Source organism: Pseudomonas sp. DF11, from assembly GCF_058148565.1.
In genome coordinates, this window is record NZ_JBYVYN010000009.1 from 128,175 (window position 1) to 141,076 (window position 12,902).

The following is a 12,902-nucleotide window of genomic DNA, read 5'->3' on the forward strand; positions in this document are numbered from 1 at the left end:
GTACTGATCGGACGCCGCCGAAGATTAAGCCATGATCGGTGTGGCCTGGTAAGCGACCAACTTCCAATGACCTTCGAGTTTGACCCAGACTGCAAGGCTCTTGTTGCGCAACGAACGAGCCTCACCGTTGATGATCATCTCAGCGTTCATTTCGCCGATGACGAGCACGGATTCGCCATACACGCGGATTTCGTCAATCGGGTGATCGATGGATTTGTACACGTAGTAGCCGCTGTGGCACTTCTTCAAGTAGCTCTCCACCGTGTCGACCGTACCGCTCGAATGCACATAAGCAAGCTCTGGGTGCGCCAGCGCCGCGAACTGATTGAAGTCACCATCAACGACCGCCTGAAACCGCTGTTTCTCCAAGCTGCGAATGATCTGCTCGGCGCCTGGTTCTTTCCCGTCCAGCATGTTGACGCTCCTCTTCTTTCGTGGGATCAACGGGCGCCGCGCACTGGGAGCATGCCCGCAAGTACTTCGTCCTTCTCGATAAAATGGTGCTTGAGCGCGACCAGGACATGACCACCAACCAATGCACCGCAAAGCCAGGCCGCATAGGTATGGATCCCTTTGGCCAGGTCGTACAGGCTCTGGTCTGGATCGACCAGCGGAGGCAGCACAAAGAGCCCTGCGACCAGGATCGGTTTGTCAGCAACCGAGCTCCAGTACCAACCCGAGACAGGAAGTGCCAGCAGCGCCACGGAGTACAGCAAGAGGTGCCCCACAAAGGCACCACGCTTCATCAGCGGACTCATGGTGTCAGGCAAAGCCGGCGCAGGATGAGTAAGACGCCAGGCAATCCGGCCAACCACCAGGAACAGCAGCGTGCTCGCCATTGCCTTGTGCAAGAACGTCAGCTCGTGATGAGCATTGAGTTCGTCACGCCAGTGCGTGGCCAGGATCCCTATGCACCAGGCGGCAACCCAGATCAACGCCATGCCCCAATGCAACCACTTTGCTGTCGCGGTGTAGCTTCCCACTTTGGCCATTACATACCCCTGTTTCGACTTTTTTTGGATGGCCAATTATTGGCCATGCCAGCCAATCAAAAAAATGGCGATTTTTCACTCAAACCAATTGATAAAATTGAACTGTTAGCCTGCTATCAATACAGCATGCCTAGACAAGAAGCTTATTGATCGATTTACCTGATCTTTTTACGGTGTTTTTTAGTTAAATTCATGAAACTCAATCAGGGTACAGTCCGCAGTCTTCTGCTGGAGTCGCGTTGCCATGACCACCGCTCGCACCACCTCATCAAACCTCCTGTTGCTTGGCGCCGCGACTGCGCTCCCTCCCCTGTCCATCGACATGGCGTTGCCTGCCATCAGTTCGGTGGGCGCGGTCTTGGGCAGCACTTCAGCGCTGGCGGCACAAACAATCGGCCTCTTCATTTTGGGTTTCGTGCTGGGCCCGCTGCTGTTCGGTCCCCTCTCCGACCGCATCGGCAGGCGGCCCGTGATGCTCGGTGGCCTCGCAGTCTTTACCCTGGCCGGGATCGCCTGTGCTGTCGCGCAGAGCATCGAAATGCTGCTGATCGCGCGGGTTATCCAAGGCGCTGCCGCAGGCGCGGCAGCGGTAATGCCTGTTGCAATCGTGCGTGATGCTTACACTGGGCGTGAAGGCCGCGCTATGCAGAATGCCCTGGTGGCCATCAACAACGTTGCTCCTTTGGTCGCCCCTTTGATCGGGGCAGCCATTTTGCTCATCGGCAACTGGCGCGACATCTACGCTGCGTTGGCGCTTGCCGGGTTGATACTGATCTGGGCGGGACTGCGTCTGAAGGAATCACATCCGTCGTCGGCGCGCAGCAACCATCCTCTGCTCCCCGCCTACGCCAAGGTCTTGCGCAACAAGCGCTTCGCGATCGCTGCGCCCATCCTGGCCCTGAATTTTGCCGGCATGTTTGCCTACATCACCGCCTCGCCGCTGGTGTTCATGGAGGGTATGGCCATGAGCAGCCAAGGCTTTGCCGTCCTATTCGCGGTGACCGCGCTGGGTACGCTGATAGGCTCTTGGGTCAACACGCGGCTCATCAAGGCGGGTTGGAGCGAGTCCAAGGTGATTGGGGCCAGCCTGAGCATCAGCCTCCTCTGCAGCGCTGGACTGCTGCTCGCCAGTGTCGGCTCGGCCAACGTGATCGTGTTTGCCGCCTTGGTCGTGGCGAGCAACGTCTGCACCGGCCTGGTCATGCCGAACGCGACCCATGTGGCGCTGGACGAGCTGGGCCAGATCGCCGGCAGCGGCGCCGCGCTCCTGCGTGCCTTGCAAATGGCGGGTGGCGCTGCAGCCAGTTTCCTGGTAGGCCACTTCTACGATGGCCACTCGGCCAATGCAATGGCCGGTGTCATGGCGGGCAGTGCCTTGCTGGGCCTGGTCATTTTCGTACTGGGCTACCGGCGCCTCTCTCATCACCAGCCTCACGACCAACACGCCTACTGAGCAAGCCTAAAGGCGCGGCTCACAATGATCCGCGCTCCCGCTTACCGGCTCCAAGCTTTGCTATGGCGGAAAGATAGCCACGGGTAGCACGATGCTTCCGCGCTGCCATGGTCAGGATCCAGGTAGATGTAGCAGCGCGTTATCAACCAGTCCCCTGACTTCGAAGACATCACACCAGAAACCCGCGCCCCAGTCTGGGTTGCCCGCAAACCAGGCTCCATCCACATGTTCGCCATGACTGGCTCCCTCAACTACCACGGTATCGCTCCCAGAGAACACCCAATTGAAATGAGCGTAGTCGTGGGTGATGTTCACCAGGCGCGCCCCGAAGTCAGAAAACATCTTCTCGATTTGCGTATGCCCTGCGGCGATACCCCACTCAGAAAGTACACCTGGGCGTCAGGGGCAAAGAGTTCCAGGATGCTCCCTCCACCGGGACGAACACCGTCGTTATCGAAAGCCCTGAAGTACTCCAGGATGAGGGACTTGCGCTGTTCATCGGTCATCGTCATTTTGCTGAGCATGAACGTCCCGCCATCAACAGCACAAGCGGCGACGGGCGCGGCCATTTGTGCTGATTGCAGCCCTAAAAAATGCGGAGCAGGAACATCCCAGCGTGCCCCAGAAGCCTCGGTAGCCATTCACCGGCACACGTGCTAGCTCGTGGCGGTGAGCGTGAACGGCACATGTCCGGAACTGAGGTGCGCCTGAAACACGACCGCCTGCGGTCTCCAATGGCCGCCAAATTTGGCGACAGGTGACCAATCAGTGCATTCAACCGCGCAACAGGTTTCAAACCTTCCGCCTGGCGACAATTGTTCGCGCTGGGACAACCTGGAGATTTGGGGTTGCTTCCAAGCTAGCCGCTGCTATTTCGCAGCAGCGCTTTTGAGCGGCAAGCCTAGATCGTACCGCCTACCTCAACGCGTCATTCCTTTGAAAAACGGTCGGATAGAGGTTCGCCATTGGTGACACTGAACTGAGGCAGTGCCAGGAAGAGATGCGAGCGCTCGAACGGATTTCCAGCTTGACTACCGCGGGGATTTCGAGCGCTCGCGGGACTGCTTAACCGACCAGCTTCGCCACGAACTTCGCGACGTATTCGCCCTGATGCTCAGCGATGCCCAGTTCACGGTCATCCGGTTGGCGGGAGCCATCACCACCTGCGATGGTCGAGGCACCGTATGGGGTACCGCCACCAACCTGCGAGATGTCGAACAGTGCCGGCGTGCTGTAGCCGATCGGCACGATGATCATGCCGTGGTGCGCTAGCGTCGTCCAAGTGGAAGTAATGGTCATCTCCTGCCCACCGCCAGTACCGGTGGAGGTGAATACGCTCGCAACTTTTCCGACCAACGCGCCTTTAGCCCAAAGACCACCGGTTTGATCAAGGAAGTTGCGCATCTGGCCGGACATGTTGCCGAAACGGGTTGGAGTGCCGAAGATGATTGCATCGTAGTCGCCCAGCTCCGAAGGGCTGGCAACTGGGGCCTGCTGGTCGACCTTGCCATGTGCGGCTTTGAACGCCTCAGGATCCATGGTTTCCGGTACACGCTTGACCGTCACTTCGACGCCTGGAACCTTGCGAGCGCCCTCAGCGACTTTATGCGCCATGGTCTCGATATGACCGTACATCGAATGGTACAGCACCAGTACTTTTGCCATTTTTACTTCCTCTTCGCGTGGAGTGTTGTTTTCATCGCCATTGAAAAATCGGGCGATGCTGTTGAGCCAACCCATGTTGCTACCTCTTCGTTTCAAACGGACGGCAGCCTCAACGGCGAGACTGCCTGATCTTCAAGCCACGTCGACCAGTACGACTTCAGCCTGCTCAATGCCTTTGACGTTGAGCAGTTTCTCGCTCTGGATGGCCGCGCCATCGCCCGTCTTCACCGCAACACCGTTGACTTCGATCGCCCCCTTGGCAACCACCAGGTAGGCCTTACGACCAGGTGCGATTTCGTATTTGGCTTCATGCCCCTCATCCAACGTAGCCGCTACCAAACGTGCCTTCGCACGGATCGGCAGCGCTTCGTCATCACCTTTCAGCCCACTGGCCAGGGTGACGAATTCACCTGCGTTTTCACCACGAGGGAACGGACGGGTTCCCCATGACGGAGGCAGACCGGTCTGCTCAGGATGGATCCAGATCTGGAAGATCTTGGTCACCTCATCCTCATGGTTGTACTCACTGTGACGGATACCGGTGCCGGCACTCATGACCTGCACATCACCTGCGATGGTGCGACCTTTATTGCCCAGGCTGTCCTGGTGCGAAATCGCGCCCTGGCGGACATAGGTAATGATCTCCATGTCCTGGTGGGGGTGAGTGGCAAAGCCGGTGTGAGGCTGGATGGTGTCGTCGTTCCAGACTCGCATCTGCCCCCAGTTCATCCGTTTGCTGTCGTAGTAGGACGCAAACGAGAAGTGGTGTTTAGCGTTTAGCCATCCGTGGTTCGCGCCGCCGAGTTGGGCAAAAGGGCGTACTTCAATCATGGTCATCTCCACGTGTAGCTGGTTGATGAGCCATATGGTGAGCCGGGATAACCGATCAAAAAAGCGCAAAAAATCACGCATCAACAACCAATCTGTCGATAGTTGCCAGGCATCAAATAGACTATTCGACAGCCCAGCAACAATCACACAAACCGTCGCGCACTCCTTCAATGAGATAAGCGCAGCAGCCAAGGGTTGGCGGCCAACCGCTCAAGAATGAGGTGTTGTCGTACAGGACGATCCAAGCTTCGCTGTTTGCTGATCAGCAACAGTGTTTTCACATCCCCAGCCTTGTTCAGGCTGTTCAACTATTTGGACTGCCCCCCGGACTCCTAGGCATATATGGCAATTACTGACTGATTCTGCTGAAAACAGTCGGCCATCATTTCCACGGTTGAAGTACACGCTTGAACATGAAATCTTTATTTTGGATAAAGGATTCCAAGCTCGGATTTCGCGTAGCGATGCGCAAGAAAGGCAGTTTCAGCAATCCGCATACTGGCAGACCGACTTTTCCAGCAGAATCGGCCGAAAGCTGCTTGTAAAGATGATGAAAGGCATTTCTCAGGCACAAAAAAAAGCCACTCATCTGAGTGGCTTTTTTCTGAATCTTGGAGCGGGAAACGAGACTCGAACTCGCGACCCCGACCTTGGCAAGGTCGTGCTCTACCAACTGAGCTATTCCCGCGTCTTGGTGTGGCGCATTCTATAGATTCAGATTACGCCGTCAACCCTTTGATTCAAAAAAGTTTTATTTTGGCTCTACATCCGTCCGCAGATGTGGCCAGGCGGCGCGCAGGTACTGGACCATCGACCACAGTGTCAGGCCAGCGGAAACCAGTAGCAATGCATAGCCCAGCAGCACCCAGAAGCTGAAGTCCGAAGGGTTGGCCAGCAGGATCACCAGCGCCAGCATCTGCGCGGCGGTTTTCCATTTACCCAGGTTTGATACCGCCACCTGGGCACGCGCGCCCAGCTCGGCCATCCATTCCCGGAGCGCCGAGACGACGATTTCGCGACCGATGATCACCGCCGCCGGCAAGGTCAGCCAGAGGTTACCGTGTTCCTGCACCAGCAGCACCAGGGCCACCGCGACCATCAGCTTGTCGGCCACCGGGTCGAGGAACGCGCCGAATGGCGTGCTTTGCTCCAGACGGCGGGCCAGGTAGCCATCGAGCCAATCCGTCGCGGCGGCGAAGGCGAAGACCGAGGCGGAGGCCACGTAGCTCCAGTGGTACGGCAAATAGAACAGCAATATGAAGATCGGGATGAGCAGGACGCGTAGAACGGTAATCAGATTTGGGATATTCATCGGCACAACTGGCTGCGAGGTTGACGGGCATTCTACTCGCTGTGCAGGTTTGCATAAATCGACTCAGCGAGCTTTTTACTGATACCGGGTGCTTTGGCTATCTCCTCGATGCTGGCACGAGACAGTTCCTGCAATCCACCAAAATGTTTCAACAAGTCGCGGCGACGCGTCGGGCCGACGCCTGCCACACCTTCGAGTGTAGACGTACGGCGCGTCTTGCCACGGCGGGCACGGTGCCCGGTGATGGCGAAACGGTGGGCCTCGTCGCGGATCTGCTGGATCAGGTGCAACGCTGGCGAATCGCCCTTGAGGGTGAACTCGTGGGCGGCATCGTTGAGGTACAAGGTCTCGAAGCCGGCCTTGCGCGTCGCGCCCTTGGCGACGCCCAGCAGGATCAGGTCGGGCACCATCAGCTCATTGAGCACATCGCGGGCCATGGACAACTGGCCCTTGCCACCGTCCACCAGGAGGATGTCCGGCAGCTTGCCCTCCCCGTCCTTCAGCTTGCCGAAGCGGCGCATCAACGCCTGATGCATCGCCGCGTAGTCATCTCCGGGGGTGACGCCTTCGATGTTGTAACGGCGGTAATCGGACTTGATCGGGCCTTCCGGACCGAACACCACGCAGGACGCTACCGTCGCCTCACCACTGGAGTGGCTGATGTCGTAGCACTCCAGCCGTTGCGGTGGCTCGTCCAGGTTGAGGACATCGGCCAGGGCATCGAACCGCGCCGCCACATGCTGGCGGTTAGCCAGGCGCGCGCCCAGGGCCTGTTCGGCGTTGGTCACGGCCAGTTGCTGCCAACGCGCCCGCGTACCACGCACGCGGTGGCTGATGGTCAGCTCACGGCCGCGAAGCTTGTCGATGGCTTCGATCAGGGCCGGGAAGTCTTCATGGACCACGTTGACGATCAACTCGGCCGGCAGGTCGCGTTCCGGACTGCTGATGTAGTACTGGCCCAGGAAGGCCGCCATGACTTCGGCGACGTCTTCCTCGATACCGACTTGGGGGAAAAAGTTCTTGCTACCCAACACCCGACCGCCGCGCACGCTGATCAAGTGCACGCAGGCGCCGCCCGGGTTGATGAACGCGGCGATCACATCGACATCGCCGCTGCCACCTTCCATGCTTTGCTGGTCCTGCACACGGCGCAGCAGGCCGATCTGGTCCCGCAGCTCGGCGGCCCGTTCGAATTCGAGGTTGACCGCCGCGTCCTCCATCGCCGCTGACAGCTCATCGGTCAGCGCATTGCTGCGCCCCTCCAGGAACATCACCGAGTGGCGCACATCCTCGGCGTAGACCTCGGGTTCGACGAAGCCGACGCAAGGGGCCTTGCAGCGCTTGATCTGGTATTGCAGACAGGGCCGGGTGCGGTTCTTGTAGTAGCTGTCTTCACACTGGCGAACGAAGAAGGTCTTCTGCAGCAGGCTCAAGCTTTCCCGAATCGCCCCGGCGCTGGGGTAAGGACCGAAATACCGGCCCTTGGCCTTCTTCGCCCCGCGATGAATGCTCAGGCGCGGGAACGCCCCGTCGGACAGGAACACGTACGGGTAGGACTTATCGTCACGCAGCAGGATGTTGTACGGCGGCCGCCATTCCTTGATCAGCGTCTGCTCGAGCAGCAACGCCTCGGTTTCATTGGCGGTAATGGTGGTTTCGACTTGCGCGATACGCCCCACCAGGGCAGCGGTCTTCGGTGCGAGGCCAGTCTTGCGAAAGTAGCTCGCCAGGCGTTTCTTGAGATTCTTGGCCTTGCCGACATACAGCAGGCGCGCGTCGCTGTCGAACATGCGGTACACGCCTGGGCGGCCACTGCATGTAGACAGGAAAGCGCTTGGATCAAACAGTTCAGTCATTATCAGGCGCTGGCATCGACCATGCCGTGGCGCACCGCCAGCAGCGTCAACTCGACGTCGCTACTGATCGATAGTTTCTCGAAGATACGATAACGGTAGGTATTGACGGTTTTAGGCGACAAGCACAGCTTATCGGAGATTATCTGCACCTTTTGGCAACCGACAATCATCAAGGCGATCTGGATTTCCCGCTCCGATAGCGCATCGAAAGGCGAATCGTTGGTCGGTTGGAACGACTTGATCGCCAGCTGCTGGGCGATTTGCGGGCTAATGTAGCGTTGCCCGGCAAATACCAGGCGGATGGCCTGGACCATCTCGTTCAAGCCGGCACCCTTGGTCAGGTAACCCGCTGCGCCCGCCTGCAATAACCGGGTGGGGAACGGATCTTCTTCGCAGACGGTTACCGCGACCACCTTGATGTCCGGGTGGCTGCGCAGCATTTTGCGCGTGGCCTCAAGGCCGCCGATGCCGGGCATCTTGACGTCCATCAACACCACATCGGGTTTCAATTCACGAGCCTTGATCAGGGCTTCTTCCCCGGATTCGGCCTGGCCAACTACCTGCAGGCCATCGATGTCAGCCAGCATTCGTGTAATGCCCGTACGGACGAGATCATGGTCATCGACCACTAACACCCTAATCAAGCAGACACCTCACGATTTGGTCTTATTTGGGTTGCACAACACCTTAGCAAAAAGCATCCGACAGACCTAGCGCAAAGGGACAGATAAAAGTTACAACACATCTTTATCGGCGCGATATCCGAGGCTTCAAGCACCGACGTCCCGCTGCATCCTCAGGAAACATTCATCCTCACCCATGACGCGCAGGCCCATGCGTTCGTACAACACCCTGGCCGGATTATCCTTGAACACCGTCAGGCGCAGCGCCGGTCGACGTTCCAACCTTACCATGTTCCAAACCTGACCGATCGCCCAGGTACCGGCGCCCTGCCCGCGGAACGCCTCCTCTATTTGCAATTCCCGGATATACAACGCCCGGGCATCACGACTGAGGCTGACGAAGCCCAGCGCCTGGCCCGCACGACTGATTATCCAGTTCTGGCGAATGATCCAGGCCAGATCGAACGCTTCGTCCTGCCAGAGCAAATCATGCTTGAGGTAATAGGCAAGCATATTGTTGCAAGTCAATTGCCGGGCGAGGCCGATGTCCCCGGTCGTCGCGGCACGCCACTCAAAGCTCATGAATACCTCATCAACCCATTGCCACCGGCACGACTTGCCCCACCCAGCTGTTGGCTTCGCGGCGGGCAATCACCAACAGTTCACCCGTGCCTGGCGCCGCCGCGAGCAACGCACCGTCCGGACCCCAGATGGCACTGCGGCCGGCCGATTCCCAGCCTCCGGTGACGCCGCCATGATTTGCCATCAACACGGTCATGGCATGCTGCGTGGCATATCCTTGCAACAACGTCGTATCGGGCACGTAGCCACCCTCGGTAATCAACACCCCCGCGGCATACAGCGTAGCGCCCCGCCCGGCTGCCGCAGCAGCATGGCTGGCGTGGGAAAAATCGGCACATACCGCTAGCGCGACGCAATCCTGTCCCATCGCCAACATCGAGCCGCCCTGCCCCGGGGCGAAGGCGATTTCTTCACCCGGGTGCAGATGCTGCTTGCTGTACACCCCGAGGGCACCGTCAGCGCCAAGAACCAATGCACCGATCAATACCGGGCCACCCGCCGACAGACGAATCGGCATGCCGACCACGGTGGTCAGGCCAAGCTCACGCGCCAAGTCACGCAGCGGCTGCAGTACGGCATCGTCCGGCAAAATGGCCAGATCCGCCGCCAGACCGCGTTCGTAGCCGGTAAGCGACAGTTCAGGAAATACCAGCAACTGCACCCCCTGCTCAGCCGCCGCCTGCATGAAACGCTGATGGCACGCGAGGTTGGCGCGAACGTCCCCCGCTATGGAAATCGACTGGGCGGCGGCGAAGGCTGGAGCGGTCATGGGGCTTCCCGGGAGGCGTTATAAACCTGAAGTTTGTCATAAAGCCCGGCGGACTCAAGCCAGGGCGAACAATTGCATGTCGTCGATAGAATTTTCTGATTGAACCGGCGCCCCGCCCTCTAGTAAGCTCGGGGCCATTCATCGGAGACAGACCATGTTCAACGCCCGCTCACCGCTTCAAACCGCCAGCGCCCCGCGCTCGGTTGCGGCTGCCTGGGCGAACAGCGTTCAAACTCCGGTCAGCTTTTATTTTGGGTATTGGTTTAGCCACTGGCGCGCCTGATACCCAACCGGCGCCCACTTTAAAACGGGTCGCCTTCCAGAGTTTTCCAAACCCCCGGTCGGCCTCCCGACCGGGGGTTTTGTTTTTCAGGCCCCAAAACATTTGCAACACCCGACAACTTGAGGATTGAGCCATGAACTACGCCACTTATTACCGTTACGACAGTTTTTCCGCCTGGCGATTTACCAGCCACCGCTCGGGACAGCCTGCCGCCTCCGATCGGTCACCTACCGGTGGCAAGCCTCAGTTGCGGGCCAATACGGCCAATTGTCGAACACCCCAATAGGACCGGCACGCGGGAACGAACCCGCTGCCCGTCCAGGAAGTCAGATCATGAATTCGTCCGTCTCTGCTTTGCCGCTGTCCACGCTCAACCCTGCCAATGAAGCCCTGACCCTGCGTCTGCCGAGCTCGTTGCAGCTCAAGCATCAACTGCCCCTCAGTACCGCGCTGAGCCAACAGGTGAGCGCCCATCGCCAGGCCATCCGCGCGATCCTCGACGGTGAGGATTCCCGTCTGTTGGTCATCGTCGGCCCCTGCTCGATCCACGACCCGAAATCCGCCCTCGAATACGCTGCCAACCTGGCTCGCCTAGCCCACGAAGTGAGCGACAGCATGCTGCTGGTGATGCGCGCCTACGTGGAAAAGCCCCGCACCACCGTGGGCTGGAAAGGTCTGGCCTACGATCCTGGCCTGGATGGCAGCGATGACATGGCCGCCGGCCTGACGCTGTCCCGGGAACTGATGCGCGAGATGCTCCAACTGGGCCTGCCCGTCGCCACCGAACTGTTGCAGCCCATGGCCGCCAGTTACTTCGACGACCTGCTCAGTTGGGTCGCCATTGGCGCGCGCACCACCGAATCGCAGATTCACCGGGAAATGGCCAGCGGCCTGGGCATGCCGGTCGGGTTCAAGAACGGCACGGACGGCGGCGTCGGCATTGCCTGCGATGCCATGCGCTCTGCCGCCCACCCCCATCGGCATTTCGGCGTCGACAGCCAGGGGCATCCGGCGATCATCCAGACGCCGGGCAACCCCGACACCCACTTGGTGCTGCGCGGTGGCCATCGCGGACCGAACTATGACCGCCAAAGCGTCACGCAGATACACAGTGACCTGACCCGCCTTAAGATACCGGCCCGGATCATGGTGGATTGTAGCCACGCCAACAGCGGCAAAGACCCGCTGCGCCAGCCGCAGGTATTCAATGACGTGTTGGAGCAGCGCCTGCAAGGCAACCGCTCCCTGATCGGCATGATGCTCGAAAGCCACCTGTTCGAAGGCTGCCAGCCGCTGGGTCCATCGATGCGCTACGGCGTATCGGTCACCGACGGTTGCCTGGGTTGGGAAGCCACCGAACAGTTGCTGCGCGAGGCCCATCAAAAGCTGCAATTGCCAGCCTGAGTCCCGAACACACCGCCCCCTGGAACCAGGGGGCGGCGTGGGCCTTGTGGGAACCTTCGCTCAACCTGACACCATGGAACGCACCTGAACTGTCACCTCCTCTGAACGCTGGCTGACGTCATCCAGGCGCTCGACCTGATAGAACACACCCACCGATCTGTCGCCTTGAACCTGCCAATACGCTGCGGGAATCACAAAAACGAGCGGTTGGCCTGCCGTGGCCTCGGTGATTTCGCGCTCCAGGACATAAGCGGAGTTGCCGTTGCACTGCAGCCAGACCAGCTCTCCCGCCTCAAACCCGGGATCATCGATGACAATCGTCACCCCCTCTTGCAGGTCGCCGACATCCAGCCAGCCGTCGTTCACCTCCCGAATCCGAGGCGCCTTCAACGCGGGACGCAGCAGAGGACCGATGTGCAACGACAAGGGCTCGGCGCGGCGCACCGAGTGTCCACGCCTGACGACATAGACCAGCGCAAGGTTGTGTCCCACATGGGGAGCGATCAGCGCATGATCGATCCAGAGCGACACTTCACGACCGACAGCATGGGCTTCTATCTCCAGCACATCGCGCCAAAGCGCCTTGGAGTCCTTGCTGGCCGTCAGGATCAACCGATCGCCGACCGCCATCCTGGCGTAGGGCCGAATCGTCACCCAGGTTCCATCAGGCATCCGATTCGGATCAAGACAGCCACCGACCGCATCGTTGACAATCGCGGGCAGCAGTTGCGGTGATACATCGCCGACTTCAAGTTGCAGAGGATCCGAAACCAGGGGGTCGGGCAATCGTTTGCCCGTTACTTGGTAGGAGATCTCCAGCGAACCACCGTCCAACTCGGCGATATGCGCTTCGCGCACGACGAACACCACGTCCCGCCCTACTTGCCGCTCCGTGACGAACCCGGCCACTTCGTGCCGGTACGGTCCACCTTCGTTGTTCAGCCCATGCCAGCGCAGCAGCACCTCATCTCCGCACGTCATCATTGGATAAGGTTTGATGGTGACCAGGGTCTTGCGCCAGGCGGGGTCGATCACCCCTTCCCTGGCCGCTGCCAGGATCGGCGGCGGCAGTCTTGTTCCTGACGTTGAACGGGATCGTTGAAGAGATGGGTAGATGATCATGTGCAGGCTC

General features: G+C 59.4%; 13 protein-coding genes and 1 tRNA gene. 2 read left to right on the plus strand and 12 right to left on the minus strand.

Annotated features, from left to right (window positions below; all coding sequences use genetic code 11):
• Positions 1-24 precede the first annotated feature (24 nt).
• The gene (locus tag AC30D9_RS24020; protein ID WP_134923769.1) at positions 25-414 is read right to left on the minus strand and encodes a nuclear transport factor 2 family protein; all 390 of its coding nucleotides are present in this window, start codon (positions 412-414) and stop codon (positions 25-27) included.
• 26 nt (positions 415-440) lie between these two features.
• A complete protein-coding gene (locus AC30D9_RS24025) occupies positions 441-992 on the minus strand; it encodes a cytochrome b (RefSeq protein WP_134923768.1) in 552 nt (183 codons plus the stop codon).
• Between the two features lie 244 nt (positions 993-1,236).
• On the opposite strand from AC30D9_RS24025, the gene AC30D9_RS24030 reads away from it, so the two are divergent.
• Positions 1,237-2,445 (plus strand): multidrug effflux MFS transporter, encoded by a 1,209-nt coding sequence (locus AC30D9_RS24030; protein ID WP_490145004.1) that lies wholly within the window; start codon positions 1,237-1,239, stop codon positions 2,443-2,445.
• Positions 2,446-2,756: 311 nt separating this feature from the next.
• Here AC30D9_RS24030 and AC30D9_RS24035 read toward each other — a convergent pair whose 3' ends face one another.
• From AC30D9_RS24035 to AC30D9_RS24075, 9 genes are all read right to left on the minus strand, one after another.
• Positions 2,757-3,086 carry a hypothetical protein gene (locus tag AC30D9_RS24035; RefSeq protein ID WP_490145005.1) on the minus strand — a complete coding sequence of 110 codons (330 nt, stop codon included), beginning with the start codon at positions 3,084-3,086 and terminating at the stop codon, positions 2,757-2,759.
• A gap of 424 nt (positions 3,087-3,510) precedes the next feature.
• A complete protein-coding gene (wrbA, locus tag AC30D9_RS24040) occupies positions 3,511-4,110 on the minus strand; it encodes an NAD(P)H:quinone oxidoreductase (protein WP_134926609.1) in 600 nt (199 codons plus the stop codon).
• Between the two features lie 132 nt (positions 4,111-4,242).
• Positions 4,243-4,941 carry a pirin family protein gene (locus AC30D9_RS24045; RefSeq protein WP_134923766.1) on the minus strand — a complete coding sequence of 233 codons (699 nt, stop codon included), beginning with the start codon at positions 4,939-4,941 and terminating at the stop codon, positions 4,243-4,245.
• 612 nt (positions 4,942-5,553) lie between these two features.
• A tRNA-Gly gene (locus AC30D9_RS24050) sits at positions 5,554-5,629 on the minus strand.
• Between the two features lie 63 nt (positions 5,630-5,692).
• Positions 5,693-6,253, minus strand: coding sequence for a CDP-diacylglycerol--glycerol-3-phosphate 3-phosphatidyltransferase (pgsA, locus tag AC30D9_RS24055; RefSeq protein WP_018608070.1), 561 nt, complete (start codon positions 6,251-6,253; stop codon positions 5,693-5,695).
• A 32-nt stretch (positions 6,254-6,285) separates the two neighbouring features.
• Positions 6,286-8,109 carry an excinuclease ABC subunit UvrC gene (uvrC, locus tag AC30D9_RS24060; RefSeq protein ID WP_109751823.1) on the minus strand — a complete coding sequence of 608 codons (1,824 nt, stop codon included), beginning with the start codon at positions 8,107-8,109 and terminating at the stop codon, positions 6,286-6,288.
• Positions 8,110-8,111: 2 nt separating this feature from the next.
• Entirely contained in the window at positions 8,112-8,753 is a 642-nt protein-coding gene (gene gacA, locus AC30D9_RS24065) for a response regulator transcription factor GacA (RefSeq protein ID WP_134923765.1), read from the minus strand.
• Between the two features lie 126 nt (positions 8,754-8,879).
• Complete coding sequence (locus AC30D9_RS24070) at positions 8,880-9,314, minus strand: GNAT family N-acetyltransferase (protein WP_490145006.1); 435 nt, start codon at positions 9,312-9,314, stop codon at positions 8,880-8,882.
• A 10-nt stretch (positions 9,315-9,324) separates the two neighbouring features.
• Entirely contained in the window at positions 9,325-10,083 is a 759-nt protein-coding gene (locus tag AC30D9_RS24075) for a carbon-nitrogen hydrolase family protein (RefSeq protein ID WP_490145007.1), read from the minus strand.
• A 616-nt stretch (positions 10,084-10,699) separates the two neighbouring features.
• Here AC30D9_RS24075 and AC30D9_RS24080 point away from each other — a divergent pair.
• Positions 10,700-11,770 (plus strand): 3-deoxy-7-phosphoheptulonate synthase, encoded by a 1,071-nt coding sequence (locus AC30D9_RS24080; RefSeq protein WP_490145008.1) that lies wholly within the window; start codon positions 10,700-10,702, stop codon positions 11,768-11,770.
• A 60-nt stretch (positions 11,771-11,830) separates the two neighbouring features.
• Here AC30D9_RS24080 and AC30D9_RS24085 read toward each other — a convergent pair whose 3' ends face one another.
• Positions 11,831-12,892: a hypothetical protein gene (locus AC30D9_RS24085; RefSeq protein ID WP_490145009.1), complete on the minus strand. Its 1,062-nt coding sequence runs from the start codon at positions 12,890-12,892 to the stop codon at positions 11,831-11,833.
• Positions 12,893-12,902 lie beyond the last annotated feature (10 nt).

Bases quoted from the DNA above. Each gene is read 5' to 3' on its own strand.
- AC30D9_RS24085 (WP_490145009.1), bottom strand. From the start codon at position 12,892: ATGATCATCTACCCATCTCTTCAACGATCCCGTTCAACGTCAGGAACA.
- pgsA (WP_018608070.1), bottom strand. From the start codon at position 6,253: ATGAATATCCCAAATCTGATTACCGTTCTACGCGTCCTGCTCATCCCG.
- AC30D9_RS24030 (WP_490145004.1), top strand. From the start codon at position 1,237: ATGACCACCGCTCGCACCACCTCATCAAACCTCCTGTTGCTTGGCGCC.
- uvrC (WP_109751823.1), bottom strand. From the start codon at position 8,109: ATGACTGAACTGTTTGATCCAAGCGCTTTCCTGTCTACATGCAGTGGC.
- AC30D9_RS24070 (WP_490145006.1), bottom strand. From the start codon at position 9,314: ATGAGCTTTGAGTGGCGTGCCGCGACGACCGGGGACATCGGCCTCGCC.
- AC30D9_RS24080 (WP_490145008.1), top strand. From the start codon at position 10,700: ATGAATTCGTCCGTCTCTGCTTTGCCGCTGTCCACGCTCAACCCTGCC.
- AC30D9_RS24075 (WP_490145007.1), bottom strand. From the start codon at position 10,083: ATGACCGCTCCAGCCTTCGCCGCCGCCCAGTCGATTTCCATAGCGGGG.
- wrbA (WP_134926609.1), bottom strand. From the start codon at position 4,110: ATGGCAAAAGTACTGGTGCTGTACCATTCGATGTACGGTCATATCGAG.
- AC30D9_RS24025 (WP_134923768.1), bottom strand. From the start codon at position 992: ATGGCCAAAGTGGGAAGCTACACCGCGACAGCAAAGTGGTTGCATTGG.
- AC30D9_RS24020 (WP_134923769.1), bottom strand. From the start codon at position 414: ATGCTGGACGGGAAAGAACCAGGCGCCGAGCAGATCATTCGCAGCTTG.
- AC30D9_RS24045 (WP_134923766.1), bottom strand. From the start codon at position 4,941: ATGATTGAAGTACGCCCTTTTGCCCAACTCGGCGGCGCGAACCACGGA.
- AC30D9_RS24035 (WP_490145005.1), bottom strand. From the start codon at position 3,086: ATGGCTACCGAGGCTTCTGGGGCACGCTGGGATGTTCCTGCTCCGCAT.